This is a genomic window from Pseudomonas pseudonitroreducens (genome assembly GCF_021603645.1).
Classification (GTDB): Bacteria; Pseudomonadota; Gammaproteobacteria; order Pseudomonadales; family Pseudomonadaceae; genus Pseudomonas; species Pseudomonas pseudonitroreducens.
On record NZ_BQHJ01000002.1, the window covers coordinates 529,076 to 552,972 of the forward strand.

Annotated in this window: 24 protein-coding genes and 1 tRNA gene; 14 read left to right on the forward strand and 11 right to left on the reverse strand. The window is 64.5% G+C overall.

Going from position 1 to position 23,897, the window contains the following annotated elements:
* Position 1: 1 nt before the first annotated feature.
* Positions 2–1,432: a two-component system response regulator NtrC gene (gene ntrC / locus L6D89_RS06485; protein ID WP_236199143.1), complete on the forward strand. Its 1,431-nt coding sequence runs from the start codon at positions 2–4 to the stop codon at positions 1,430–1,432.
* 383 nt (positions 1,433–1,815) lie between these two features.
* On the opposite strand, the gene trmL is transcribed toward ntrC, so the two are convergent.
* Positions 1,816–2,277, reverse strand: a complete 462-nt coding sequence (trmL, locus tag L6D89_RS06490; protein WP_236171147.1) for a tRNA (uridine(34)/cytosine(34)/5-carboxymethylaminomethyluridine(34)-2'-O)-methyltransferase TrmL — start codon at positions 2,275–2,277, stop codon at positions 1,816–1,818.
* Between trmL and L6D89_RS06495 the strand changes: the two genes are divergently transcribed.
* Positions 2,276–2,728 (forward strand): hypothetical protein, encoded by a 453-nt coding sequence (locus tag L6D89_RS06495; RefSeq protein ID WP_236199144.1) that lies wholly within the window; start codon positions 2,276–2,278, stop codon positions 2,726–2,728. The two genes, trmL and L6D89_RS06495, sit on opposite strands and share 2 nt — an antisense overlap.
* Before the next feature lie 795 nt (positions 2,729–3,523).
* On the opposite strand, the gene secB is transcribed toward L6D89_RS06495, so the two are convergent.
* The 3 genes from secB to L6D89_RS06510 are packed head-to-tail and all read right to left on the reverse strand — an operon-like array spanning position 3,524 to position 4,722.
* The gene (gene secB / locus L6D89_RS06500) at positions 3,524–4,006 is read right to left on the reverse strand and encodes a protein-export chaperone SecB (protein WP_024762250.1); all 483 of its coding nucleotides are present in this window, start codon (positions 4,004–4,006) and stop codon (positions 3,524–3,526) included.
* A 37-nt stretch (positions 4,007–4,043) separates the two neighbouring features.
* The gene (gene grxC, locus L6D89_RS06505) at positions 4,044–4,298 is read right to left on the reverse strand and encodes a glutaredoxin 3 (protein ID WP_024762249.1); all 255 of its coding nucleotides are present in this window, start codon (positions 4,296–4,298) and stop codon (positions 4,044–4,046) included.
* Between the two features lies 1 nt (position 4,299).
* The gene (locus L6D89_RS06510; protein ID WP_236171145.1) at positions 4,300–4,722 is read right to left on the reverse strand and encodes a rhodanese-like domain-containing protein; all 423 of its coding nucleotides are present in this window, start codon (positions 4,720–4,722) and stop codon (positions 4,300–4,302) included.
* A 145-nt stretch (positions 4,723–4,867) separates the two neighbouring features.
* Here L6D89_RS06510 and gpmI point away from each other — a divergent pair, with 145 nt between their 5' ends.
* The 4 genes from gpmI to L6D89_RS06530 all read left to right on the forward strand — a co-directional run bounded on the left by gpmI (position 4,868) and on the right by L6D89_RS06530 (position 9,955).
* Positions 4,868–6,403, forward strand: a complete 1,536-nt coding sequence (gene gpmI, locus L6D89_RS06515) for a 2,3-bisphosphoglycerate-independent phosphoglycerate mutase (protein WP_236199145.1) — start codon at positions 4,868–4,870, stop codon at positions 6,401–6,403.
* A gap of 138 nt (positions 6,404–6,541) precedes the next feature.
* Positions 6,542–7,831 carry a murein hydrolase activator EnvC family protein gene (locus tag L6D89_RS06520; protein ID WP_236199146.1) on the forward strand — a complete coding sequence of 430 codons (1,290 nt, stop codon included), beginning with the start codon at positions 6,542–6,544 and terminating at the stop codon, positions 7,829–7,831.
* 27 nt (positions 7,832–7,858) lie between these two features.
* Positions 7,859–9,169, forward strand: coding sequence for a S41 family peptidase (locus L6D89_RS06525; RefSeq protein ID WP_236171142.1), 1,311 nt, complete (start codon positions 7,859–7,861; stop codon positions 9,167–9,169).
* Positions 9,170–9,172: 3 nt separating this feature from the next.
* On the forward strand, positions 9,173–9,955 hold the full coding sequence (locus L6D89_RS06530; protein WP_236199147.1) for a divergent polysaccharide deacetylase family protein: 783 nt from the start codon (positions 9,173–9,175) through the stop codon (positions 9,953–9,955).
* A gap of 116 nt (positions 9,956–10,071) precedes the next feature.
* Here L6D89_RS06530 and L6D89_RS06535 read toward each other — a convergent pair whose 3' ends face one another.
* The 7 genes from L6D89_RS06535 to hisB form a co-directional block, all read right to left on the reverse strand.
* Positions 10,072–10,827, reverse strand: a complete 756-nt coding sequence (locus L6D89_RS06535; protein ID WP_236199285.1) for a substrate-binding periplasmic protein — start codon at positions 10,825–10,827, stop codon at positions 10,072–10,074.
* 152 nt (positions 10,828–10,979) lie between these two features.
* The gene (locus L6D89_RS06540; RefSeq protein ID WP_373874934.1) at positions 10,980–11,735 is read right to left on the reverse strand and encodes a substrate-binding periplasmic protein; all 756 of its coding nucleotides are present in this window, start codon (positions 11,733–11,735) and stop codon (positions 10,980–10,982) included.
* 231 nt (positions 11,736–11,966) lie between these two features.
* Complete coding sequence (gene hisF, locus L6D89_RS06545) at positions 11,967–12,737, reverse strand: imidazole glycerol phosphate synthase subunit HisF (RefSeq protein WP_236199149.1); 771 nt, start codon at positions 12,735–12,737, stop codon at positions 11,967–11,969.
* Positions 12,738–12,801: 64 nt separating this feature from the next.
* Positions 12,802–13,548: a 1-(5-phosphoribosyl)-5-[(5-phosphoribosylamino)methylideneamino]imidazole-4-carboxamide isomerase gene (gene hisA, locus L6D89_RS06550; protein WP_236199150.1), complete on the reverse strand. Its 747-nt coding sequence runs from the start codon at positions 13,546–13,548 to the stop codon at positions 12,802–12,804.
* Positions 13,549–13,588: 40 nt separating this feature from the next.
* Positions 13,589–13,849, reverse strand: coding sequence for a DUF2164 domain-containing protein (locus tag L6D89_RS06555; RefSeq protein ID WP_236199151.1), 261 nt, complete (start codon positions 13,847–13,849; stop codon positions 13,589–13,591).
* Between the two features lie 3 nt (positions 13,850–13,852).
* A complete protein-coding gene (gene hisH / locus L6D89_RS06560; RefSeq protein WP_024762242.1) occupies positions 13,853–14,491 on the reverse strand; it encodes an imidazole glycerol phosphate synthase subunit HisH in 639 nt (212 codons plus the stop codon).
* A complete protein-coding gene (gene hisB, locus L6D89_RS06565) occupies positions 14,491–15,084 on the reverse strand; it encodes an imidazoleglycerol-phosphate dehydratase HisB (protein ID WP_015479330.1) in 594 nt (197 codons plus the stop codon). The genes hisH and hisB overlap by 1 nt, the downstream gene beginning before the upstream one ends.
* A gap of 139 nt (positions 15,085–15,223) precedes the next feature.
* Between hisB and L6D89_RS06570 the strand changes: the two genes are divergently transcribed.
* The 8 genes from L6D89_RS06570 to L6D89_RS06605 all read left to right on the forward strand — a co-directional run bounded on the left by L6D89_RS06570 (position 15,224) and on the right by L6D89_RS06605 (position 23,877).
* Positions 15,224–15,622, forward strand: a complete 399-nt coding sequence (locus tag L6D89_RS06570) for an acetyl-CoA sensor PanZ family protein (RefSeq protein ID WP_236199152.1) — start codon at positions 15,224–15,226, stop codon at positions 15,620–15,622.
* A gap of 141 nt (positions 15,623–15,763) precedes the next feature.
* Complete coding sequence (locus tag L6D89_RS06575; protein WP_236199153.1) at positions 15,764–17,992, forward strand: AsmA family protein; 2,229 nt, start codon at positions 15,764–15,766, stop codon at positions 17,990–17,992.
* Positions 17,989–19,056, forward strand: a complete 1,068-nt coding sequence (mutY, locus tag L6D89_RS06580; protein WP_236199154.1) for an A/G-specific adenine glycosylase — start codon at positions 17,989–17,991, stop codon at positions 19,054–19,056. The genes L6D89_RS06575 and mutY overlap by 4 nt, the downstream gene beginning before the upstream one ends.
* Positions 19,053–19,325: an oxidative damage protection protein gene (locus L6D89_RS06585; protein ID WP_236171135.1), complete on the forward strand. Its 273-nt coding sequence runs from the start codon at positions 19,053–19,055 to the stop codon at positions 19,323–19,325. Before mutY ends, L6D89_RS06585 begins: the two co-directional genes overlap by 4 nt.
* A 78-nt stretch (positions 19,326–19,403) precedes the next feature.
* Positions 19,404–19,479 (forward strand) — tRNA-Phe (locus L6D89_RS06590).
* Positions 19,480–19,710: 231 nt separating this feature from the next.
* On the forward strand, positions 19,711–22,041 hold the full coding sequence (locus L6D89_RS06595; RefSeq protein WP_236199155.1) for an LTA synthase family protein: 2,331 nt from the start codon (positions 19,711–19,713) through the stop codon (positions 22,039–22,041).
* A 295-nt stretch (positions 22,042–22,336) separates the two neighbouring features.
* The gene (locus L6D89_RS06600) at positions 22,337–23,110 is read left to right on the forward strand and encodes an ABC transporter ATP-binding protein (protein ID WP_236171133.1); all 774 of its coding nucleotides are present in this window, start codon (positions 22,337–22,339) and stop codon (positions 23,108–23,110) included.
* Positions 23,111–23,124: 14 nt separating this feature from the next.
* A complete protein-coding gene (locus L6D89_RS06605) occupies positions 23,125–23,877 on the forward strand; it encodes an ABC transporter substrate-binding protein (protein ID WP_236171132.1) in 753 nt (250 codons plus the stop codon).
* The last annotated feature ends 20 nt before the right edge of the window (positions 23,878–23,897 follow it).

Below are 23,897 nucleotides of genomic sequence, written 5' to 3' on the forward strand. Positions count from 1 at the left end.
CATGAGCCGATCAGAGACCGTCTGGATCGTCGACGACGACCGCTCCATCCGCTGGGTACTGGAAAAAGCCCTGCAGCAGGAAGGCATGACCACTGTCAGCTTCGACAGCGCCGACAGCGTGATGAGCCGCCTGGGCCGGCAGCAGCCGGACGTGATCATCTCCGACATCCGCATGCCCGGCGCCAGTGGCCTGGACCTGCTGGCGCAGATCCGCGAGGTGCACCCGCGCCTGCCGGTGATCATCATGACCGCGCACTCGGACCTGGACAGCGCCGTGGCCTCTTACCAGGGCGGCGCCTTCGAATACCTGCCCAAGCCATTCGACGTCGACGAGGCCGTGTCCCTGGTCAAGCGCGCCAACCAGCACGCCCAGGAACAGCAGGGGCTGGAAGCGCCGGCCAACCAGACACGCACCCCGGAAATCATTGGCGAGGCGCCGGCGATGCAGGAGGTGTTCCGCGCCATCGGCCGCCTCTCCCACTCCAACATCACCGTGCTGATCAACGGCGAATCGGGTACCGGCAAGGAGCTGGTTGCCCACGCCCTGCACCGCCACAGCCCGCGCGCGGCTTCGCCGTTCATCGCACTGAACATGGCGGCGATTCCCAAGGACCTGATGGAGTCCGAGCTGTTCGGCCACGAGAAAGGCGCTTTCACCGGCGCGGCCAACCAGCGCCGCGGGCGTTTCGAGCAGGCTGACGGCGGCTCGCTGTTCCTCGACGAGATCGGCGACATGCCAGCGGACACTCAGACCCGCCTGCTGCGGGTGCTGGCCGACGGCGAGTTCTACCGCGTGGGCGGCCACACGCCGGTGAAGGTGGACGTGCGGATCATTGCCGCGACTCACCAGAACCTGGAAAACCTGGTGCGCGAGGGCAAATTCCGCGAAGACCTGTTCCACCGCCTGAACGTCATCCGCGTGCATATCCCCCGCCTGGCCGACCGTCGCGAAGACATCCCGGCCCTGGCCCGGCACTTCCTTTCCCGCGCGGCGCAGGAACTGGCGGTCGAGCCCAAGCTGCTCAAGCCGGAAACCGAGGAATACCTGAAGAACCTCGGTTGGCCGGGCAACGTGCGCCAGTTGGAGAACACCTGCCGCTGGATCACCGTCATGGCGTCCGGCCGCGAAGTGCACGTCGACGACCTGCCGCCGGAGCTGATGACCCAGCCGCAGGACAGCGTGCCCGCCGCCAACTGGGAACAGGCCCTGCGCCATTGGGCGGACCAGGCGCTGGGACGCGGGCAGTCGAACCTGCTGGACACCGCCGTGCCGGCCTTCGAGCGGATCATGATCGAGACTGCACTCAAGCACACCGCCGGCCGCCGTCGCGATGCCGCGGTACTGCTGGGCTGGGGTCGCAATACCCTGACCCGCAAGATCAAGGAGCTGGGCATGAAGATCGACGGCCCGGACGAGGACGGCGACGACTGAGGTCCTGCGATTAAAAAGGGGCCGGAAGGCCCTTTTTTCTTGCATCACCGTGAGCACCGTGCCGGCTTTGGCCAATCGCGGACAGAGTCCGCTCCTACGCTCGGGGTCAGGTGTAGGAGCGGACTCCGTCCGCGATCAGCGTCAGCAAGGCGCGGTCACTTCCCGGCAACATCCATCCCCAGAACCTGTGGATAACACTGTGCACGGAACGGGGAAGGAACGTGCTACAGCCCAGAGCATGCGCGGTCTGGGGGTTTGCTCGGTTTCTGTGCAGGAATTTGTCGGTTGCCCACATCGGCTGTGCGCCCGCCTGTGGATAAGCTTGGGGCAAGCCGCTGCGCTTCACAGCCCACGCGGGTTTGCGCGAGCCGTACAAAAAACGCTCAATCCATGGCGAAGCCGTGCTGACGCCAGGCTTCATAGACGGTTACGGCAACGGTATTGGACAGGTTCAGGCTGCGGCAGCCCGGACGCATCGGCAGGCGCACACGCTGCTCCGGCGGCAGGGCATCACGCACCTCCTCCGGCAGGCCGCGACTTTCCGGGCCGAACAGGAAGGCGTCGCCGCGCTCATAGGCCACCTCATGGAATGGCTGCGAGCCCTTGGTGGTAAAGGCGAACAGGCGCGGTTGGCCGAGCTGTTGCAGGCATTCCTCGAGGCTCGCGTAGCGGCGCACGCTGGCGTACTCGTGGTAGTCCAGGCCGGCGCGGCGCAGGCGTTTGTCGTCCAGCTCGAAGCCCAGCGGCTCAATCAGGTGCAGGCTTGCGCCCGCGTTGGCGCACAGCCTGATAATGTTGCCGGTGTTGGGTGGGATTTCCGGTTGAAAAAGGATTACGTGGAACATGCAGCGCTCCGAGCCTGAGAACGGTGGGCATTCTACCTCCGCGCAGGAGCAAATGCGGCCCAGGCCGTGGCTCAAGGTCATGCTTTCACTGTGCGTGCTCGGCCTGCTGCTGGGTTTGATGATCGGCCGGCTGGTCAATCCCGCGCACGAGGGGCCAGCGCAAATTCTCGGGATAGAGCCTTCGGAGAATGGCCTGGTACTCATTCTGGATGCGCAGCCTGCTGTCCGCGCCGGGCATCTGGACGGTGCACTGGCATTGCAGATCGACGCCAGCGGCAAGGCGCAACAGGGCCAGTTGCGCATCGGCGATGCACCGGCGCGCTGGAAACTGCAGCCACAGGATAAAGGTGTTGTGCTGACGCTGCTGTCGACCCGACGCCTGCAAGGCACCTGGGACAGCAGTGAAGTCCAGGGCCGGTGGCGGCTGAACATCAGCGCGCGGCCCGAATAAAAGCGGGGTTTTCCCGGCCTGCCTGGTCCGGGGCCCCGAAGCGGGAGACGCCGCTCCGCAGAGGAGGGGCGTGGGCAAAAAAGAGGGGTTTCCCCGGCCTGCCTGTACCAGGACCCCTAACGGGTGCGCAGGGCGCCGTGGCACGCCTGCTGGCATAAAAAAGGGGGCTTTCCCGGCCTGCCTGTACCAGGACCCCCGAACCGGCCGCGACGGCCACCGCTTCGGGCGACACGCTCGCAAGATGTAAAAGAGGGGTTCCCCAGCCTGCCTGTACCGAGGCCCCTGAAATCGCTGTTGTCAGGGGTATTGCAGAGGGCGTGCCAAAACCCGCCCTGAGCCTTTCCGGTGAGCCGAGGCACAACACGGAAAACCTCTACAGGCATTGCTACATAAGGCTTTCAGCGATTTTCGCCCGATAACTGGAACGCGCTGACGGCAGCGCTCCCCAGGCATTTCCCGGCGCGTTGAGTGTCGCTGCACCTGCGCCCTGCTAGTGCGCATGCACCAAACTTGAACGCTCAGCCCGCATTCCCTTCCTGTAGGAGCGAGCTTGCTCGCGAACAGCCATGGCACCAGCGCCACCGGCAAAAGCGCTTCGCGAGCAAGCTCGCTCCTACAAAAGAGCCCGCACACTTACCCACAACAGGCTTGAGCAATTGCTGGAACAGTCTGTGGATAAACAGCTCAACAGCAGGCTGAGCATGGCGTTCGCACGACTGTTCAAATTTCGTACAAACCAGATTACAGACAAAGAAAAAGGCGCCCGAAGGCGCCTTTCTCGTCGGGCGTCAGCGATTACTGAGCCGGGATCTCGCCGGAAGCCTGCATGCGGGCGATTTCCTGCGCGTACAGCGCATCGAAGTTCACAGGGGACAGCATCAGCGCCGGGAAAGAACCACGGACAACCAGGCTGTCCAGGGTTTCGCGGGCGTAGGGGAAGAGGATGTTCGGGCAGAAGGCACCCAGGGTGTGGCTCATGCTGGAAGCGTCCAGGCCCTTGATCAGGAAGATGCCGGCCTGCTGAACTTCAACGATGAAAGCGGTTTCCTCGTTGTTCTTCACGGTCACCGAAACGGTCAGGACCACTTCGTAGAAGTCGCCGTCCAGCTGCTTCTGACGGGTGTTGAGGTCCATCGAAATGGCCGGCTGCCACTCCTGGCGGAAGATTTCCGGAGCCTTGGGGGCCTCGAAGGAGAGGTCGCGTACGTAGATGCGCTGCAGCGAGAACTGCGGGTTGTTGTCTTGTTCGGCTGCGCCGTTGCTGGCTTGTTCAGTCATTTCGGGACCTTCTTGTGCATCGTTTCAGAATGAGGGATCACGCCGAGAGCAGCGTATCCAGCTTGCCCGCGCGTTCCAGCGCGTAAAGATCGTCGCAGCCGCCGATGTGGGTTCCGTCGATCCAGATCTGCGGCACCGAAGTGCGGCCCGCCTTGCTGGCCATCTCGGCGCGAACGCCAGGCTTGCCGTCCACGGAGATTTCCTCGTAGGCGACACCCTTCTTGTCCAGCAGGGCCTTGGCGCGGATGCAATAAGGGCACCACGCGCTGGTGTAGATCAAGGTCGACGGCATCTCACTTCACCAGGGGCAGATTATCGCCACGCCAGCTGCCGATGCCGCCGGAGAGCTTGGCAGCGGTGTAGCCGGCCTTCTGCAGCACGCTGCACCAGGTGCCCGAGTGCTGGCCCATGCCGTCGACCACGATGATGGTCTTGGCCTTGTGTTTGTCCAGCTCGCTCATGCGGGCGTTCAGTTTGTCCGCCGGGATATTCAGCGCACCAACGATATGGCCGGTGGTGAACTCCTTGGCCGGGCGGATATCCAGCACCACGGCCTGTTCGGCGTTGACCATGGCGGTCAGCTCGCGGGTGGACAGCGCGCGGCCGCCCTTGCGCATTTCGTGCAGGGCCAGGAGCACCAGCAGGATGACCAGGGCACCGACCAGCAGGTAGTGGTGGGTGGCGAATTCGATCAGACGAGGAAGAAACGAAGACATGCGCAGGACATCCAGACGTAAAAATGCCGGCCAGTATACACGCGCGTATCTGACGGCTGAACCCTAGGGATCATGGCGTCTGTCGGCACCAAAAGGTAAAATGTGTGTCCTTTTCTGACCCCTATTCTCGGAAAGAGCCGTACCTATGACTGCAACGCGCAAACCGCTGGTCCTGATCATTCTGGACGGCTTCGGCCATAGCGATAGCCCTGAATTCAACGCCATCTACGCCGCCAAGAAGCCCAACTGGGACCGCCTGCTGGCAAGCCAGCCGCACGGCCTGATCTCCGGTTCGGGCATGGACGTCGGCCTGCCCGACGGCCAGATGGGCAATTCCGAGGTGGGTCACATGAACCTGGGCGCCGGCCGTGTCGTCTACCAGGACTTCACCCGCGTCACCAAGGCCATCCGCGACGGCGAGTTCTTCCAGAACCCCGTGCTGACCGCCGCCGTGGACAAGGCAGCGAGCGCCGGCAAGGCCGTGCATATCCTCGGCCTGCTCTCCGATGGCGGCGTGCACAGCCACCAGGACCACCTGATCGCCATGGCCGAGCTGGCCGCCCAGCGTGGCGCCGAGAAAATCTACCTGCATGCCTTCCTCGACGGCCGCGACACGCCGCCCAGGAGCGCCGAACCCTCGCTGAAGCTGCTCGACGACGCCTTCGCCCGCATCGGCAAGGGCCGCACCGCCAGCATCATCGGCCGCTACTTCGCCATGGACCGCGACAACCGCTGGGACCGCGTCGAAGCCGCCTACAACCTGATCACCGACGGCACCGCCGAATTCACCGCCGATTCCGCCGTGGCCGCACTGAACGCCGCTTACGAGCGCGGCGAGAGTGACGAATTCGTCAAGGCCACCCGTATCGGCGCGCAGGTGCGCGTGGAAGACGGCGACGCCGTGGTCTTCATGAACTTCCGCGCCGACCGCGCCCGCGAGCTCTCGCGGGCCTTCGTCGAGCCGGGCTTCAAGGAGTTCCCGCGCCAGCGCGAGCTGCACCTGGCCGAGTACGTGATGCTGACCCAATACGCGGCAAGCATCCCGGCACCCAGCGCGTTCAAGCCCGAGTCCCTGGACAACGTCCTGGGCGAATACCTGGCGAAGAACGGCAAGACCCAGCTGCGCATCGCCGAGACCGAGAAATATGCCCACGTGACCTTCTTCTTCTCCGGCGGCCGTGAAGAGCCGTTCGAAGGCGAAGAGCGCATTCTCATCCCTTCGCCCAAGGTCGCCACCTATGACCTGCAGCCGGAAATGAGCGCGCCGGAAGTCACCGACAAGATCGTCGACGCCATCGAGAACCAGCGTTTCGACGTGATCATCGTCAACTACGCCAACGGCGACATGGTCGGCCACACCGGCGTGTTCGAGGCCGCAGTGAAGGCCGTCGAGTGCCTGGATACCTGCGTCGGTCGGATCGTCGAGGCGCTGGACAAGGTCGGCGGCGAAGCCCTGATCACCGCCGACCACGGCAACGTCGAGCAGATGGAAGACGCCATGACCGGCCAGGCGCACACCGCGCATACCTGCGAGCCGGTGCCCTTCGTCTATGTCGGCAAGCGCAAGCTGAGCATCCGCGAGGGTGGCGTGCTCGCCGACGTGGCCCCGACCCTGCTGAACCTGATGGGTCTGGAACAGCCAAAAGAGATGACCGGGAAATCGATCGTCACCCTGCTTTAATAGGTATCGATTGGGCGGGAACGTGAGCCAGCTCCCGCCGGTCAGAGCAAACGCCCCACGCCATGCGGCCTGGGGCGTTTTTTTTAATGCCCGCCACGGGCATACTAGGCCGTCCAGACTTCAGGTCCCCGCCGCCCAATGCCTCGCGCCCTCCTTCCGTTGCTGCTGATCTGCCTCCTGAGCCCGCTCGCGGTCGTTGCCGACGAACGCGCCGACGCCCAACGTCAGCTGGAGCAGACGCAGAAAGACATCAACGAGCTGAAGAAGAACCTGAAGAACATCCAGGACGAGAAGTCCGGGGTGCAGAAGCAGCTCAAGTCCACCGAGACCCAGATGGGCGACCTGGAAAAGCAGATCCGCCAGATCCAGGACGAGATGAAGAAGAACGAGGAAGAGCTGCAGCGCCTCGACTCCGAGAAAAAAAAACTCCAGGGCGCACGCCTTGAGCAGCAGCGCCTGATCGCCATCCAGGCGCGCGCCGCCTACCAGAGCGGCCGCGAGGAATATCTCAAGCTCCTGTTGAACCAGGAGCACCCGGAGAAATTCAGCCGCACCCTCACCTACTACGACTACATCAACAAGGCGCGCCTGGAGCAGCTCTCGGCCTTCAACGAGACCCTGCGCCAGTTGAACAACGTCGAGCAGGAAATCACCTCGCAGAAGGACGAGCAGGTTGCCCAGCAGAGCGCCCTCGAGGCACGCCGCCAGGAGCTGGCCGATGCCCGCAAGGCGCGCCAGGAGACCCTGGCCAAGCTCAACAGCGACCTGAAGGACGGCAGCAGCAAGCTCAAGGACCGCGAACAGAGCCAGGAAGACCTCAACAAGGTCCTCAAGACCATCGAGGAAACCCTTGCCCGCCAGGCCCGCGAAGCCGAGGAGGCGCGCCAGCGCGCACTCGCCGCCGAGCGTGAACGGGTCAAACGCGAGCGCGAGCTGGCCGAACGCGGCGAGAAGCCCGAAACACCCTCCAAACGTAGCGATTACAGCGGCCCGCTGGTTTCCAGCGGCGCCGGCTTTGGCGGCGCCTTCGCCGCCACCAAGGGCAAGCTACCCTGGCCGGTGGATGGCCGCGTCCTCGCGCGCTACGGCAGCCCACGTGGCGATGACCCCCGCGCCACCTGGGATGGCGTGCTGATCGGCGCCTCCGCCGGCAGCACCGTGCGCGCCGTGCATGGCGGCCGCGTGGTGTTCGCCGACTGGCTGCGCGGATCCGGTCTGCTGGTGATTCTCGACCACGGTGGTGGCTACCTCAGTCTTTATGGGCATAATCAGAGTCTTCTGAAGGACGCCGGCGATACCGTCAAAGCGGGCGATCCCATTGCAACCGTGGGAGCCAGCGGGGGTCAGAGTACCCCGGCGGTGTATTTTGCCATTCGCCATCAGGGCCGCCCGGCGGACCCTTCGACCTGGTGTCGCACGCAGGGATAAGCGGCGAACACGCATTAGGAGCCAAACATGTCGCAAGCTTTCCGTCTCACTACCCTGGCCCTGGCCTTGCTGCTCGGCGTCGGTGCGGTCCAGGCCGCCGACGCGCCGGCCGCATCTCCTGCGGCCAACGGCAAGGAGGCTCCGCTGCCGCTCGACGAACTGCGCACCTTCGCCGAGGTCCTGGACCGGGTCAAGGCAGCCTACGTGGAACCGGTGGACGACAAGACGCTGCTGGAGAATGCCATCAAGGGCATGCTCAGCAACCTCGACCCGCACTCGGCCTACCTCGGCCCGGAAGAATTCGCCGAGCTGCAGGAAAGCACCAGCGGCGAGTTCGGCGGCCTGGGCATCGAGGTCGGCAGCGAAGACGGCTTCGTCAAGGTGATCTCGCCGATCGACGACACTCCGGCGGCCACCGCCGGCATCCAGCCCGGTGACCTGATCGTCAAGATCGACGGCAAGCCGACCAAGGGCCAGTCGATGAACGAGGCCGTGGACAGCATGCGCGGCAAGGCCGGCTCGCCGATCACCCTGACCATCGTGCGCGGTGGCGGCAAGCCATTCGACGTCACCCTCAAGCGCGCCATCATCAAGGTCAAGAGCGTGAAGAGCCAGCTGCTCGAACCGGGCTACGGCTACCTGCGCATCACCCAGTTCCAGGTCAACACCGGCGAGGAAACCGTCAAGGCGCTGTCCAAGCTGCGCAACGACAACAAGGGCAAGCTCAAGGGCGTGATCCTGGACCTGCGCAACAACCCCGGCGGCGTGCTGCAGTCGGCGGTGGAAGTGGCCGACGCCTTCCTCACCAAGGGGCTGATCGTCTACACCAAAGGCCGCATCCCCAACTCCGAGCTGCGCTTCTCCGCCGACCCGGCCGACCCGAGCGACGGCGTACCGCTGGTGGTGCTGATCAACGGCGGCAGCGCCTCGGCGGCAGAGATCGTCGCCGGCGCCCTGCAGGACCAGAAGCGCGGCATCCTCATGGGCACCGACAGCTTCGGCAAGGGCTCGGTGCAGACCGTGCTGCCGCTGAACAACGACCGCGCCCTGAAGCTCACCACCGCGCTCTACTACACCCCCAACGGGCGCTCCATCCAGGCCCAGGGCATCACCCCGGACATCGAGGTGGAACGTGCCAAGGTGACCCGCGAGAAGAGCGAGTTCGACGGGTTCAAGGAAGCCGACCTGCAGGGCCACCTGGCCAACGGCAATGGCGGCCAGGATCGCCCGACCGCCTCCGGCAAGGCGCCGGAGGATCGCCCGCAGGATGGCGACTACCAGCTCAGCCAAGCCCTCAGCCTGCTGAAAGGACTCAGCGTCAGCCGCGGCAACAACTGACCGATGCGCCCGGCCCGGCTGCTGTTCGGCCTGTGCCTGGGTGCGCTGCTGTGCCTGCCGGTGGCCGCCGCGCCCCGGCCGGACGGCGGCAAGCCGCTGGTCAGCATCGTCATCGACGACCTCGGGCAGAACCTGGCGCGCGACCGCCAGGTGCTCGACATCTCCCCCGCCATCGCCCTGGCGATCATTCCCGACACGCCCCACGCCGCCGAGCTTGCGCGCGAGGCGCACCAGCGCGGGCGCACCGTGATGCTGCACATGCCGATGGACCCGGCCGGCGGTGACTACGCCTGGAGCCCTGAGCTGACCCAGCAGGAGCGCGAGCGCCGCCTGCAAGCCGCGCTGGCGAAAGTTCCGTATGTGCAAGGCCTGAACAACCACGAAGGCAGCCGCATGACCGCCGACCGCCCGGCCATGGCCTGGCTGGCGGCGGAGCTGCAGCGGCGCCACCTGTTCCTGCTCGACAGCCGCACCAGCGCCGCCACCGTGGCCGCCGCCGAGGCGCAGAAGATCGGACTCGCCAGCCTGTCACGGGACGTATTCCTCGATGACGACCCGAGCGAGACTGCGGTGATGCAGCAGATGCAGCGCGGCCTGCAACTGGCGCGCAAACAAGGAACCGTGGTGATGATCGGCCACCCGAAACCGGCGACCCTGGCGGTGCTCAAGCGTGTTCTGCCGACGCTGAAGGCCCAGGGCTTCGAGCTGGTGCAGCCACCGCTGATGATCGCCGAGCGCGGCAACCGCGCCATGGCGGGGCATGGCCGGGATGGGATTTACCGATAGATGTAGCCAGGATCGGCTTTCTGTAGGAGCGAGCTTGCTCGCGAACAGCGCCCGGCACCGAAATCCGCGGAAGCTGGGTTCGCGAGCAAGCTCGCTCCTACAACGATAAGCCGATCTTAGAGGTAGTTATTGGTCGCCTGCTCGATAAAGCCATCGGCGCGCATCTCATCCAGCGCCTTCTGCAGCTTGGCTACCACCTCGTCCGGCGTGTCCTTGTTGATCGCCAGGTACAGCTGCGCCTCGTTGAAGCGCAGCACGGTCTGCAGACCGGAAACGCCTTCCTGCTTGGCCAGGTAGCGACCGACCGGATCGGTAGTGGCCCACAGGTCGATCTCGCCGGTGGTCAGCTTCTTCACGTTTTCCTGGTCGCGCAACGCGTTGAGCACCGGAATGCCCTGGCTCTCCAGGTTCTGGCTGACGGCGTCGTTCTTGTAGGCACCCAGCTTGTACTTGGCGGCGTCCTTCAGGTCCTTGACCTTGATGCTGCTGCCCGGCGGCGCCAGCAGTACCCAACTGGTCTTGGCGATCGGGCCGACCCACTTGAACAGCGGCACGCGCTCGGGCGTGTAGGTGGTGGAGAACAGTCCGTAATCCGGCTTGTCGAGGGTCAGCTTGTACAGGCGGTCCCAGGGGAAACGCAGGCTCAGGCTGTACTGGATGCCGGCGCGCTTGAACATCTCGCGGACGATGTCGGCGCTGATGCCGTCGATTCCCTCGTCGCGGGCGAAGTTCTTGTCGTCCACCGCCATGTTGAACGGCGGGAAGTTCTCGGTGAGCAGCACCATCTTGTAATCGGCGGGCAACTCGGCGCGGGCCGTGGCGGCCCCCAGCAACAGACCCAGGGTCAGGGTCTTGATCAGGACTTTCAGCATGGTCATACCGCTCGCTTGGTTATCGTTATTGGGCTTGCGGCATCCCTGCAGAGGGGACGGAATACTTCGCTCGTCTGCCTTCCGTGGCAAAACCGGCGCCGAGGGGTGTCGACGCCAAACACGAAGGCCGGCGAGTGGCCGGCCTTCGGGTGTTACAGGTAACTGTTGAGCACGTCGTCGACGAAGCCTTCGGCGCGCATCTTGTCCAGCGCCGCCTGCAGCTTCTGCACCACGGCATCCGGGGTCTCGCGGTTCAGCGCGAGGAACAGCTGATCGCTGTTGAAGCGCAGCACGGTCTTCAGACCGGTGACGCCAACCTGCTTGGCCAGGTAGCGGCCCGCTGGGTCGCCGCTGGCCCACAGGTCGATCTGGCCGTCGCGCAGCTTGGCGGCGTTCTCCTGGTCACGTAGCGCCAGCACCGGCTCGAAGCCATGCTCGCCCAGGTATTGCGCCATGGCGTCGCCCTTGTAGGCGCCGACGCGGTATTTCTTCGCTTCATCCAGATTGTTCAGGCTGATCGGGCTATCTGCCTTGGCCAGCAGGACCCAGTCGTCCGGGCCAATCGGGCCGACCCACTTGAACTGGCTTTCGCGCTCGGGCAGCCGCGCGGTGACGAATACGCCGTAGCCGGGCTTCTCCAGCGCCAGCTTGTAGATGCGGTCCCAGGGGAAGCGCAGGGTCAGGCTGTACTGCACGCCGGCGCGCTTGAACATTTCCTTGACGATATCCACGGCGATGCCGTCGATGCTGTCTTCCTGGGCGAAGTTCTTGCCATTGATGGCCATGTTGTAAGGCGGGAAGTTCTCGGTGAGCAGCACCACGCTGTAGTCCGAAGAATCCGTTTCAGCCCTTGCCGCACTGGCCAGAAGCAGGCCGCAGCCTAGCCATGCGAGCAGAATGCGCTTCAGCATCGAGATATTTCCTGCGTATGACATTTCTGAGAAGGCGCAGAGCTTACTCGGAGAATTGACGCCAATAAACCCTATGAATATGGCAATGGGACATGGATGCGCCATTACCTTGACTGGAGCCTTTGGCTAGCAAGCTTCGTGCGCAGGAAAGAGATGCGGCCACCGGACGCAGGAGAGAAAGGCTCGCGATAGAGCCGTTGGGCCGGGAGAACCCCGGCCCGGAAGGGATCAGCGCACGACGATGCCGCGGCTGGCCAGGTAGGCCTTGGCCTCCGGCACGCTGTACTCGCCAAAGTGGAAGATGCTCGCCGCGAGCACCGCGTCGGCCTTGCCTTCGATGATGCCGGCGGCCAGGTGCTCCAGGTTGCCGACACCGCCGGAAGCGATCACCGGAACGCCCACAGCCTCACTGATGGCGCGGGTCACGCCGAGGTCGTAGCCGCTCTTCACACCGTCCTGATCCATGCTGGTCAGGAGGATTTCACCGGCACCCAGGCCTTCCATCTTCTTCGCCCACTCCACTGCATCCAGCCCGGTGGGCTTGCGACCGCCGTGGGTGAAGATTTCCCAGCGTGGGGTTTCACCGGGGGCCGACACTTTCTTGGCGTCGATGGCGACCACGATGCACTGCGAGCCGAAGCGCGCGGCGGCCTCACCGACGAATTCCGGGGTGAACACCGCGGCGGTATTGATCGAGACCTTGTCCGCACCGGCATTGAGCAGGTTGCGGATGTCCTGCACCGTCCTGACGCCGCCGCCCACGGTCAGCGGGATGAACACCTGGCTGGCCATGCGCTCGACGGTGTGCAGAGTGGTGTCGCGACCATCGACGCTGGCGGTGATGTCGAGGAAGGTGATCTCGTCCGCACCCTGCTCGTCGTAGCGGCGGGCGATTTCCACCGGGTCGCCGGCGTCGCGGATGTTCTCGAACTTGACGCCCTTCACCACGCGGCCGTTGTCCACGTCGAGGCAGGGAATGATGCGTTTAGCCAATGTCATAGCTTTCTCCAAGAGCGGCTTTAGGCCTCAGGCTTCAGGCTTCAGGTAAGCGCTTGCCTGCAGCCTATGGCTTGCCGCCTGCCGCCTTATCGCACAGCGCCTGGGCTTCGGCGACGTCCAGGGTGCCTTCGTAGATCGCCCGGCCGGTAATGGCGCCAACGATGCCCGGCGTGCGAGCGTCCAGCAGTTTCTGGATGTCGCCCAGATTGTGGATGCCGCCCGAAGCGATCACCGGGATGCGCGTGGCGTTGGCCAGCGCGGCGGTGGCTTCGACGTTGCAGCCCTGCATCATGCCGTCCTTGGAAATGTCGGTGTAGACGATGGCGGAGACGCCGTCGGCTTCGAAGCGCTTGGCCAGGTCGATCACCTGCACTTCGCTGACTTCTGCCCAACCGTCGGTGGCAACGAAGCCGTCTTTGGCGTCGAGGCCGACGATGACCTTGCCCGGGAAGGCGCGGCAGGCTTCGGCGACGAACTCCGGCTGCTTGACCGCTTTGGTGCCGATGATCACATAGCTGACGCCGGCGCGGACGTAGTGCTCGATGGTTTCCAGCGAGCGGATGCCGCCGCCGATCTGGATCGGCAGGTTCGGGTAGCGCTTGGCGATGGCGGTGACCACTTCACCGTTGACCGGCTTGCCTTCGAAGGCGCCATTCAGGTCCACCAGGTGCAGACGGCGGCAGCCGCCCTCCACCCACTTGGCGGCCATGGATACCGGGTCGTCGGAGAAGACGGTGGCGTCTTCCATCAGGCCCTGGCGCAGGCGCACGCAGGCGCCGTCTTTCAGATCGATTGCGGGGATGATCAGCATGGGTTGAACCTGCTCGAATCCAAAGATGAATGGGGTCGGGTCAGCTCTTCTCGAGCGCCCACAAGTCGCTTTCGATGCTCTCGAACCGGTCTTTCAGGAGAGATTGCACGTCGAAGATCGCCTTGTTGTAGAACAGCGGGCCGAACTCGCGCAGGAAGAAATCCAGCGCCTCTTCGGCCTCGAAGGAACCGACATCCAGCTCGAAGCGGTCTTCGAGAAAACGCTGGATGGCCCGCGCCGCGCTCTGGCGCTGGGCGCCATCGAGCTCGAGGATCGCAGGCTTGTCCTTCTGCCGAGCCATGGCTTACCAGCGCCCGTCCCAGGCGGCGAAGTTCTGCAGCAGCTGCAGGCCATGGGTATGGCTCTTCTCCGGGTGGAACTGCACGGCGAAGCGCGAGCCATCGGCCAGTGCGGCGGCGAAATCACGCCCGTAGTGGCCGCGGCCAACCACCTGGCGCGGGTTGCCCGCCTCGATGTAATAGCTGTGCACGAAATAGAAGCGCGCGTTGTTCGGGATATCGTGCCACAGCGGGTGGTCGACGCCCTGCGCCACTTCGTTCCAGCCCATGTGCGGCACCTTCAGGTGCTCGCCGTCCTCGTGCAGGTCCTTGCCGAAGAAGCGTACCTGGCCGGGGAACAGGCCGATGCAGTCGACGCCGTCGTTCTCTTCACTACGCTCCATCAGCGCTTGCATGCCGACGCAGATGCCGAGGAACGGACGGTCCTGACTGACTTCACGCACCAGGCTGTCGAAGCCCAGGCGCTTGATCTCGGCCATGCAGTCGCGGATCGCGCCGACGCCGGGGAACACCACGCGGTCCGCCTCGCGGATCACGTTGGCGTCACTGGTCACCAGCACGCGCCCGGCGCCAACGCGCTCCAGCGCCTTGGACACCGAGTGCAGGTTGCCCATGCCGTAGTCGATGACGGCGACGGTCTGCATTACAGGCACCCTTTGGTGGACGGCATCTGGCCGGCCATGCGCTCGTCCAGCTCGATGGCCATGCGCAGCGCACGGCCGAAGGCCTTGAACACGGTCTCGATCTGGTGGTGGGTGTTGTGCCCGCGCAGGTTGTCGATGTGCAGGGTGACGTTGGCGTGGTTGACGAAGCCCTGGAAGAACTCCATGAACAGGTCCACATCGAAGCCGCCGACGCTGGCGCGGGTAAACGGCACGTGCATCTGCAGGCCGGGGCGTCCGGAGAAATCGATGACCACGCGCGACAGCGCCTCGTCCAGCGGCACGTAGGCGTGGCCGTAGCGACGGATGCCTTTCTTGTCGCCGATGGCCTTGGCGAAGGCCTGGCCGAGGGTGATGCCAATGTCTTCGACGGTATGGTGGTCGTCGATATGCAGGTCGCCCTTGCACTCGATGTCCAGGTCGATCAGGCCGTGGCGGGCGATCTGGTCCATCATGTGCTCGAGGAAGGGAACCCCGGTATCGAAGCGGGCCTTGCCCGTTCCATCCAGGTCGATGGAAACCTTGATCTGGGTTTCCAGGGTGTCGCGCGCGACGGATGCCTTGCGTTCGGCCATCACCAGCTCCACAGCTAACACTGCACGTAATTATAAGAAGGGCCGGCATTATAGGCGCGCCGGGCGCTGCGCGGCTACGGGCGGTGGTCGGCACTGGCCGATGGTCCTAAACTGCGCGCCCCGAACACGAGGATCGCCCATGCCCGTCGTCGCCCAGCACCTGACCCAGCCCAGCGACCAGGACCGCCAGGACCTGCTGAAGATCTACGCCGACGCGCCACAATGGCTGCTGGCGCCCTTCGCCGACGCCGCCGAACTGGTCGAGCGCGGGCTTGCCGAGGGCCGGCTGTTCAGCGGGCGCTTCAACGATCGCCTGCTCGGTGCCGCCTGGATCGAGCGTGACAGCGATACCTGGCGACTTTCCCGCCTCTGTGTACGCCAGCTCACCCGCAATCGCGGCGTGGCCCGTCGCCTGCTCGAAGAAGCGCAGCGCCTGGCCGTGCTGCAGGGCGCCGCACTGCGGCTGACAGCACCGGACGACCAGCGCGACGTGGCTGCCTTTGCCGAGCATCTCGGCCTGACACTGGAAACGACCTGATCTCGCTCAGGGCGGGAACCGAGCGCCGCGTCCCCGTTCCAAACCCGCAGTAGCGGCACCTTGCCTTGCGGGCTGGGGTGCCGGCCCGTCATTGGTATACTTTCTCGCCATTCCATTCGCCGCCTGAACAAGGACCCGTCCATGAAAGCGTTCGGCAAAATCATCGGCATCATTGCCCTGGTCCTGCTGCTGCTCATCGTCGCCGCCGGCTTCGTGCTGACCCATTTCTTCGATCCGAACGACTACAAGGACGAGATCCGCCAGCTCGCCCGGGACAAGGCCAACCTCGAACTGAACCTCAAGGGCGACATCGGCTGGAGCCTGTTCCCCTGGCTCGGCCTGGAGCTGCATGACACCAGCGTGGCGAGCCTGCAGGCGCCGGACAAGCCATTCGCCGACGCCCAGCTGCTGGCCATGTCCGTGCGCGTGCTGCCGCTGCTGCGCAAGGAAGTGCAGATGAGCGATATCCGCGTCGAAGGCCTGACGCTTTCCCTGAACAAGGACAAGAGTGGCGTCGGCAACTGGGAAAGTATCGGCAAGCCCCTGCCGCCTGCCAATGGCACCACCCCTGCGGCACAGCCAGCTCCGGCGCCAAGCGAGCAGGCCAAGGCGGACGCACAGCAATCCCACCAGGCGATGAAACTGGATATCGACAGCCTGAGCGTAAAGAACGCCCGCATCGACTACGCCGACGCCCAGAGCGGCAAGAACTACAGCGTTGAAGGTATCGAGCTGAGCACCGGCGCGATCCGCGAAGGCAGCAACATCCCGCTCAAGCTCAGCGCCTACCTGGGCACCAACCAGCCGGTGATCCGCGCCCGCACCGAGCTGACCGGCAACCTGCGCTTCGACCGCGCGCTCAAGCGCTATCAGCTCGAAGACGCCAAGCTTTCCGGCGAAGTCTCCGGCGATCCGTTCCAGGGCAAGACCGCCAACTACAGCGCCCAGGGCCAGCTGGTACTCGACCAGGCGGCCCAGGTTGCCGAGTGGAATGGCCTGAAAGTCAGCGTCAATCAGCTGCGCGCACTGGGCGAGATCAAGGCCCGCGAACTGGACAAGGAGCCCAAGTTCGATGGCGGCCTGTCCCTGGCGCCATTCAACCTGCGTGAGTTCCTTGAAGGCATTGGCCAGACCCTGCCGGAAATGGCCGACACCACCACCCTGACCAAGCTGGAGCTGGCCGCTCGCATCAGCGGCACCCGCAACAGCCTGGCCTTGAACGATATCAAGCTGAAGCTGGACGACAGCACCTTCAGCGGCAGCCTTGGCCTCGCCGACTTCAGCAAGCAGGCAATCCGCGCGCAGCTGGCCGGCGACAAGCTGAATCTCGACCGCTACCTGCCCGCCAAGGTGAAGCAGGCCCAGAACGCCAGCAACAGCGCACGCAAGGCAGAAGTCGCCAGCACCGAGCAAAGCGCCATCAAGGGCGACACCCCGCTGCCCAGCCAACCGACCCAGCAGGCCTGGAGCGACGCCCCGCTGCTGCCTGTCGCCCGCCTGCGCGCGCTGGACCTGGACGCCGGGCTGACCCTAGGCCAACTGACCCTGGACAAGCTGCCCATCGACAACGCCGTGCTCAAGCTGCGCGGCCAGGGCGGCCTGCTCAACCTCGACGACCTGCGCGGCGAGCTCTACGACGGCAAGTTCAACGCTACCGCGACGCTTGACGTGCGCCAGGACGTACCGACCCTGCAGGCGAAGAAGCATATCGCCGACGTGCCGGTGGAGCGCCTGCTCGAATCCCAGGGCCAGAAGCCGCCGGTGAAGGGCCTGCTGGACCTGGATGCCGACATCAGCACCCAGGGCAACAGTCAAAAGGCCTGGATCGACAACCTCAACGGCACCGCGCGCATCGTCCTGACTCAGGGCGTGCTGCTCAATGCCAACCTGGAACAACAGCTGTGCCAGGGCATCGCCACGCTCAACCGCAAGTCGCTCAGCGCCGAGCACGGCGGCAAGGACACGCCGTTCCGCGAACTGCAGGGCAACCTCACCTTCCGCAACGGCGTGGCCAGCAACCCCGACCTCAAGGCCAGCATCCCCGGCCTGACCGTCAAGGCTGACGGCGACCTCGACCTGCGCGTGCTGGGCATGGACTATCGCGTCGGCGTGACCATCGAAGGTGACAAGAGCGACATGCCCGACCCGGCCTGCGAAGTGAACAAGCGCTACGTCGGCATCGAATGGCCGCTACGCTGCCGCGGCCCGCTGGAGCTGGGCGCCAAGGCCTGCCGCCTGGACAAGGACGGCATCGGCAAGATCGCCGCACGGTTGGCCGGGGACCGGCTGAACCAGAAACTCGAAGAGAAGCTCGGCGACAAGGTCAGTCCCGAACTCAAAGACGCACTCAAAGGGCTGTTCAAGAAGTGACCCCGCAAAGCTTCAATTCGGCCGTGCTCGACTGGTTCGACACGCACGGCCGCCATGACCTGCCCTGGCAGCAGAACATCACGCCCTACCGGGTGTGGGTTTCGGAAATCATGCTGCAGCAGACCCAGGTCAGCACCGTGATGGGCTACTACGACCGCTTCATGACGGCGCTGCCGACGGTGGCGGATCTCGCCAACGCGCCGGAAGACGAAGTGCTGCACCTGTGGACCGGGCTGGGCTACTACACCCGCGCCCGCAACCTGCACAAGACGGCGAAGACGGTGATGGAACAGCACGGCGGAGAATTCCCCCGTGACGTCGAGCAGCTCGCCGAGTTGCCCGGCATCGGCCGCTCCACCGCCGGCGCCATCGCCAGCATCTCCATGGGCCTGCGCGCGCCGATTCTCGACGGCAACGTCAAGCGCGTACTGGCTCGCTACCTCGCCTGCGACGGCTACCCGGGCGAGCCCAAGGTGGCCAAGCAGCTGTGGGAGGCCGCCGAGCGCTTCACCCCGCAGGAGCGGGTCAACCACTACACCCAGGCGATGATGGACCTGGGCGCCACCCTCTGTACCCGCAGCAAGCCGAGCTGTCTGCTCTGCCCGCTGCGCGAGGGCTGCCGTGCGCACTTCCTCGGCCGCGAGACCGACTTCCCGGTGTCCAAGCCGCGCAAGGCGCTGCCGCAGAAGCGCACGCTGATGCCGATCCTGGCCAACCGCGAGGGCGACATCCTGCTCTATCGCCGCCCGTCGACGGGTCTCTGGGGGGGGCTGTGGAGCTTCCCCGAGCTGGACGACCTGGCCGCCCTCGCCCCGCTGGCCCAGCGCCACGCCTTGCGCCTGGGCGAGCGCCGCGAACTGCCCGGCCTGACCCATACCTTCAGCCACTTTCAGCTGGCCATCGAGCCCTGGCTGGTGCGCGTCGAGGACGCAGCCCCCGCCGTGGCCGAGGCCGACTGGCTCTGGTATAACCTCGCCACCCCGCCGCGGCTCGGCCTTGCCGCCCCGGTGAAGAAGCTGCTCAAACGAGCCGCCGACGTGTTGAACGCAGGAGAAATGTCATGACCCGACTGGTGATGTGCCGCAAATTCAAAGAAGAGCTGCCCGGCCTCGATCGCGCGCCCTATCCCGGAGCCAAGGGCCAGGACATCTTCGAACACGTTTCGAAGAAAGCCTGGGACGAATGGCAGAAGCACCAGACCATGCTGATCAACGAGCGTCGCCTGAACATGATGAACGCCGAGGATCGCAAGTTCCTCACCGCCGAAATGGACAAGTTCCTCTCCGGCGAGGAATACGCACAGGCCGAGGGCTACGTCCCGCCCAGCGCGTAAGCTTCGGTATTATTTGAAAAATTTTTTCGCGGCACGCTTGACACCCTTTTCGAAAACCCTTTTAATGCGCGCCACGTTGCCCAGGTAGCTCAGTTGGTAGAGCAGGGGATTGAAAATCCCCGTGTCGGCGGTTCGATTCCGTCCCTGGGCACCAAGCCTTCCGAAAAGCCCCTGAAATCGCGAGATTTCAGGGGCTTTTTCATTCCCGTCCGAACAAGTCACTCCCCCGCCCTGGCTCGCTCCCGCGATTCGTATCGAATGTTTGCCTAAGTACAGTGTCTACTGGCACATAGCACACCGATCTTTCAGAATCATGACCATCCGGGCGATTTCCACACATCAGTGGGATACCCTCCGGGATTCGATGTTTGGTAGCGGAGTCACTGTGCGCAAACTCATTAGCTGGTGGAATTCCCGGGGCAACCTGGTTTCCCTGTCTGCCCTCTTCCTGCTGGTCCCTCTGGTCGGGCGCTACAGCCTTGGCTGGGGCTCCCCGCTGGGCTACCTGTCGGACCTGGCGCTCGGCACACTGCTGGTCGTCGCCCTGCACAACCGTCGACTGTTCATCGCCCTTCCGCTCATGCTGGTCTGGGCACTGTCGGTAATCGGCACCGCCGAGCTGGTCAGCGCCGTGGGCCGCATGCCCGCACCGGAAGACCTGCACTTCCTCGCCGACCCGACCTTCGTCGCCAACTCCACCGAGGGCGGCGGCCTCAACCACCTGCACCTGGCGATCCTGATCGGCGCCGGCATCCTGCTCAGCGCATTGCTCTGGCGCCGCCGCGAGAAGCCGCTGCCGCGCTACGCCTATGCCGTGCCGGCGGTTCTGCTGGCAAGCCATGCCGCGGTGCAGTACTTCCAGCCCAGCGATGCGGAAATGTGGAAGCAGTTCAACCTGCCGCACCAACTCGTCTCCCGCGCTGTCACCAGCGGCGAGATCGCCTATCAGGACTGGCGCGACCGCGACCTGCCGGAAGTCCGCCCGGACGTCACCGGCCTGACCCAGCATGACCTCAACGGCACTCCGCTGCTGGCCGGCCGCGGCCAGGCGAAGAACGTGCTGATCATCGCCATGGAAGGTATTCCCGGCGCCTACGTGGCCACCAACCGTGCCGCACTGAGCAGCAGTTACGAAGAATCCATGATGCCGCGCCTGAGCACCTGGGCCGAGCGCGCCATGACCACCCCGGACTACGTGGTGCACAGCCACCAGACCATCCGCGGCCTCTACGCCATGCTCTGCGGTGACTACAGCAAGCTCGACAACGGCACGCCCAAGGGCGTCGAGCTGCTGGGCAATCCGACCCGTGCCGCCGAATGCCTGCCGGCGCAGATGCACCAGGCCGGCTTCAGCACCCACTTCCTGCAAGGCGCAGGGCTGCGCTTCATGGCCAAGGACAAGGTGATGCCGGTCATGGGCTTCGACAAGACCCTGGGCCGCGACTGGTTCAAGAAGAAGCCCTACCTGGAATTCGCCTGGGGCATGGATGACAAGGCCTTCTTCGAAGGGGCGCTGGACTATGTCGGCCAGCTACGCCAGAAGAAACAGCCGTGGATGCTCACCCTGCTCACCGTCGGCACCCACCAGCCGTATTCGGCCACCCCGGAATACCTGGCCAAGTACCTGACGCCACGCCAGGCGGCCGTCGCCTACCTGGACGACGCTGTCGACGCCTTTCTCAAGGGCCTGGAAGAAAAAGGCGTGCTGAAGGACACCCTGGTGATCGTCACCTCCGACGAATCCCACGGCATCGACAACGTGCGCCTTGCCTCGGCCTGGGGCCTGAACCTGATCCTTGCACCGGAACAGGCCGCTTTGCCGCCCGTGAAGGCTGGCGTCTACGGCCACGTCGACCTGGAATCCTCGGTGCTCGACTACTTCGCCATCAAGGCGCCGCAGGATATCGCCGGCCGCTCGCTGTTCCGCGAATACACCAATGGACGGGAGATGGTCTCCTTCACCAACGGCATGCAGCGTTACCACGACGGCAAGGGCAACTTCACCGAGTGCGACTTCCAGCAGGTCTGCCGGCGCTACCAGAGTGACGGTTTCATCGCCGACAGCGCCAAGTTCGTCGGCCGCTTCAGTGGCCGTGACGCCCGCCTGATGACCGCCCGCGCCGATATCCTCGACCAGTCGGTAACCAAGGCGCAGTCGGCCCGCGAATACCAGTTCGCGACCAAGGAACGCATCCGCCTGAAGCCGCAGATCGACAACGAGTACACCGACAACCTGATCGGCGCGCAGTACCTGGAGTTCCCGGCCAACACCCACACGACCGTGAGCCTGAAGATCCGCGCGATCCAGATGGACGCCAATGGGGCGAAAGTGACGCTCAAGACGCGCTCCTTCGAAAAGCCGGTGCCGATCGAGATTCCCGAACTCCCGCTGGTCAAGCGCAACCAGCCGCTGGAAGTGACCTTCGGCTTCGACAACGAGGAGGCGCGCAAGGCCTTCTCCTTCCACCTGCTGGCCGAAGGCAAGGGCATCATCGAGATCACCGACTTCCACGTGCTGACCCAGCCGCGCAAATCGACGATCAATGCCACCGAGGCTGGCGGTACCGGCCTGGCCGACGCCAAGCCACTGCCGATCCCGCGTCTGTCCGGGCACCCGAACCTTATGGCCAGCCAGCCTCCGGAATCCCAGGACGACATCACCCCCGCCGAAGCGATCGAAGACCCGAGCCCGCAACTGCGACAGATGATGCAGTGACCGAACCGGCGGCCCCAGCGCCGCCGGGCTTTTACTGGTCGGTCCAAACTGGCACTATCGCGCCCCCGCGCCATCAGCCGACGCCCTGATCCGGCGCAGCTAGTTCAGCCCAGGCGACAACGCCGAGCGGCAATGCGACAACTTGCCACTACAGCCGACGACCGCGGCAGATGGGCGCTTGGCGCACCCCGGAGTGCGTGTTAGGTTGCCCCTCGCCAGGATGGCCCCGATTCTGCAGCGAACTGCTGTGAAAGCCTGCTGCGAAAGCGTCCGAATAACAATAGAGGAGCCCCCTATGGCCACGGCCATACCCGCATTGGAAATCCGTAACCTGCACAAGCGTTACGGTGACCTGGAAGTGCTCAAAGGCATTTCCCTGACCGCCCGCGACGGCGATGTGATTTCCATTCTCGGCTCTTCCGGTTCCGGTAAATCCACGTTCCTGCGCTGCATCAACCTGCTGGAAAACCCGCACCAGGGCCAGATCCTGGTCGCCGGCGAAGAACTCAAGCTGAAGAAGTCCAAGGACGGCTCGCTGATCGCCTCCGACAGCAAGCAGATCAACCGACTGCGCAGCGAACTGGGCTTCGTCTTCCAGAACTTCAACCTCTGGCCGCACATGAGCATCCTCGACAACATCATCGAGGCGCCGCGCCGTGTGCTGGGCAAGACCAAGGCCGAAGCCACCGAGATCGCCGAGGCCCTGCTGGCCAAGGTCGGCATCTCCGACAAGCGCCACAGCTTCCCCGCACAGCTTTCCGGTGGCCAGCAGCAACGCGCCGCCATCGCCCGCACCCTGGCGATGCAGCCCAAGGTCATCCTGTTCGACGAGCCGACGTCGGCACTGGACCCGGAAATGGTCCAGGAAGTGCTTAGCGTTATCCGCGCGCTCGCCGAGGAGGGTCGCACCATGCTGCTGGTGACCCATGAAATGAACTTTGCCCGCCAGGTGTCCAGCGAGGTGGTGTTCCTCCACCAGGGCCTGGTAGAAGAGCAGGGACCGCCGCAGCAGGTATTTGACAACCCGCAATCGGCACGCTGTAAACAATTCATGTCCAGCCACCGCTAACGGAGCATCACTGCATGAACAACTATAAGAAGATCGTTCTGGCTATCGCGGCCACCTTTGCACTGGGGAGCCAGGCCATCGCCGCGGACAAACTGCGCATCGGTACCGAAGGCGCCTACCCGCCCTTCAACGGCATCGACGCCAGCGGCCAGGTCGTCGGTTTCGACATCGAGATCGGCAAGGCGCTGTGCGCCAAGATGAAGACCGAATGCGACGTCGTCACCTCCGACTGGGACGGCATCATTCCGGCACTGAACGCCAAGAAGTTCGACTTCATCGTCGCGTCCATGTCGATTACCGACGAGCGCAAGCAGGCCGTCGACTTCACCAACCCCTACTACACCAACAAGCTGCAGTTCGTGGCGCCGAAGTCGACCGACTTCAAGACCGACAAGGGCTACCTCAAGGGCAAGGTGATCGGTGCGCAACGCGCGACCATCGCCGGTACCTGGCTTGAGGACAACATGGCCGACACCGTCACCATCAAACTGTACGACACCCAGGAAAACGCCTACCTCGACCTGTCCTCGGGCCGCCTCGACGGCGTGCTGGCCGACAAGTTCGTGCAGTACGACTGGCTGAAGAGCGATGCCGGCAAGGACTTCGAGTTCAAGGGCGAGCCGGTGTTCGACAACGACAAGATCGGCATCGCCGTGCGCAAGGGCGACCCGCTGCGTGACAAGCTGAACGCCGCTCTGAAGGAAATCGTCGACGACGGTACCTACAAGAAGATCAACGACAAGTACTTCCCCTTCAGCATCTACTGATGCACGTGCCGCGCCGCCCA

What these genes read in the sequence shown, in the direction of transcription:
- ntrC (WP_236199143.1), top strand. Translation starts at nt 2, where the DNA reads ATGAGCCGATCAGAGACCGTCTGGATCGTCGACGACGACCGCTCCATC.
- L6D89_RS06495 (WP_236199144.1), top strand. Translation starts at nt 2,276, where the DNA reads ATGCAGCGCTCCGAGCCTGAGAACGGTGGGCATTCTACCTCCGCGCAG.
- trmL (WP_236171147.1), bottom strand. Translation starts at nt 2,277, where the DNA reads ATGTTCCACGTAATCCTTTTTCAACCGGAAATCCCACCCAACACCGGC.
- secB (WP_024762250.1), bottom strand. Translation starts at nt 4,006, where the DNA reads ATGACTGAACAAGCCAGCAACGGCGCAGCCGAACAAGACAACAACCCG.
- grxC (WP_024762249.1), bottom strand. Translation starts at nt 4,298, where the DNA reads ATGCCGTCGACCTTGATCTACACCAGCGCGTGGTGCCCTTATTGCATC.
- L6D89_RS06510 (WP_236171145.1), bottom strand. Translation starts at nt 4,722, where the DNA reads ATGTCTTCGTTTCTTCCTCGTCTGATCGAATTCGCCACCCACCACTAC.
- gpmI (WP_236199145.1), top strand. Translation starts at nt 4,868, where the DNA reads ATGACTGCAACGCGCAAACCGCTGGTCCTGATCATTCTGGACGGCTTC.
- L6D89_RS06520 (WP_236199146.1), top strand. Translation starts at nt 6,542, where the DNA reads ATGCCTCGCGCCCTCCTTCCGTTGCTGCTGATCTGCCTCCTGAGCCCG.
- L6D89_RS06525 (WP_236171142.1), top strand. Translation starts at nt 7,859, where the DNA reads ATGTCGCAAGCTTTCCGTCTCACTACCCTGGCCCTGGCCTTGCTGCTC.
- L6D89_RS06530 (WP_236199147.1), top strand. Translation starts at nt 9,173, where the DNA reads ATGCGCCCGGCCCGGCTGCTGTTCGGCCTGTGCCTGGGTGCGCTGCTG.
- L6D89_RS06535 (WP_236199285.1), bottom strand. Translation starts at nt 10,827, where the DNA reads ATGCTGAAAGTCCTGATCAAGACCCTGACCCTGGGTCTGTTGCTGGGG.
- hisF (WP_236199149.1), bottom strand. Translation starts at nt 12,737, where the DNA reads ATGACATTGGCTAAACGCATCATTCCCTGCCTCGACGTGGACAACGGC.
- hisA (WP_236199150.1), bottom strand. Translation starts at nt 13,548, where the DNA reads ATGCTGATCATCCCCGCAATCGATCTGAAAGACGGCGCCTGCGTGCGC.
- L6D89_RS06555 (WP_236199151.1), bottom strand. Translation starts at nt 13,849, where the DNA reads ATGGCTCGGCAGAAGGACAAGCCTGCGATCCTCGAGCTCGATGGCGCC.
- hisH (WP_024762242.1), bottom strand. Translation starts at nt 14,491, where the DNA reads ATGCAGACCGTCGCCGTCATCGACTACGGCATGGGCAACCTGCACTCG.
- hisB (WP_015479330.1), bottom strand. Translation starts at nt 15,084, where the DNA reads ATGGCCGAACGCAAGGCATCCGTCGCGCGCGACACCCTGGAAACCCAG.
- L6D89_RS06570 (WP_236199152.1), top strand. Translation starts at nt 15,224, where the DNA reads ATGCCCGTCGTCGCCCAGCACCTGACCCAGCCCAGCGACCAGGACCGC.
- L6D89_RS06575 (WP_236199153.1), top strand. Translation starts at nt 15,764, where the DNA reads ATGAAAGCGTTCGGCAAAATCATCGGCATCATTGCCCTGGTCCTGCTG.
- L6D89_RS06585 (WP_236171135.1), top strand. Translation starts at nt 19,053, where the DNA reads ATGACCCGACTGGTGATGTGCCGCAAATTCAAAGAAGAGCTGCCCGGC.
- L6D89_RS06600 (WP_236171133.1), top strand. Translation starts at nt 22,337, where the DNA reads ATGGCCACGGCCATACCCGCATTGGAAATCCGTAACCTGCACAAGCGT.
- L6D89_RS06605 (WP_236171132.1), top strand. Translation starts at nt 23,125, where the DNA reads ATGAACAACTATAAGAAGATCGTTCTGGCTATCGCGGCCACCTTTGCA.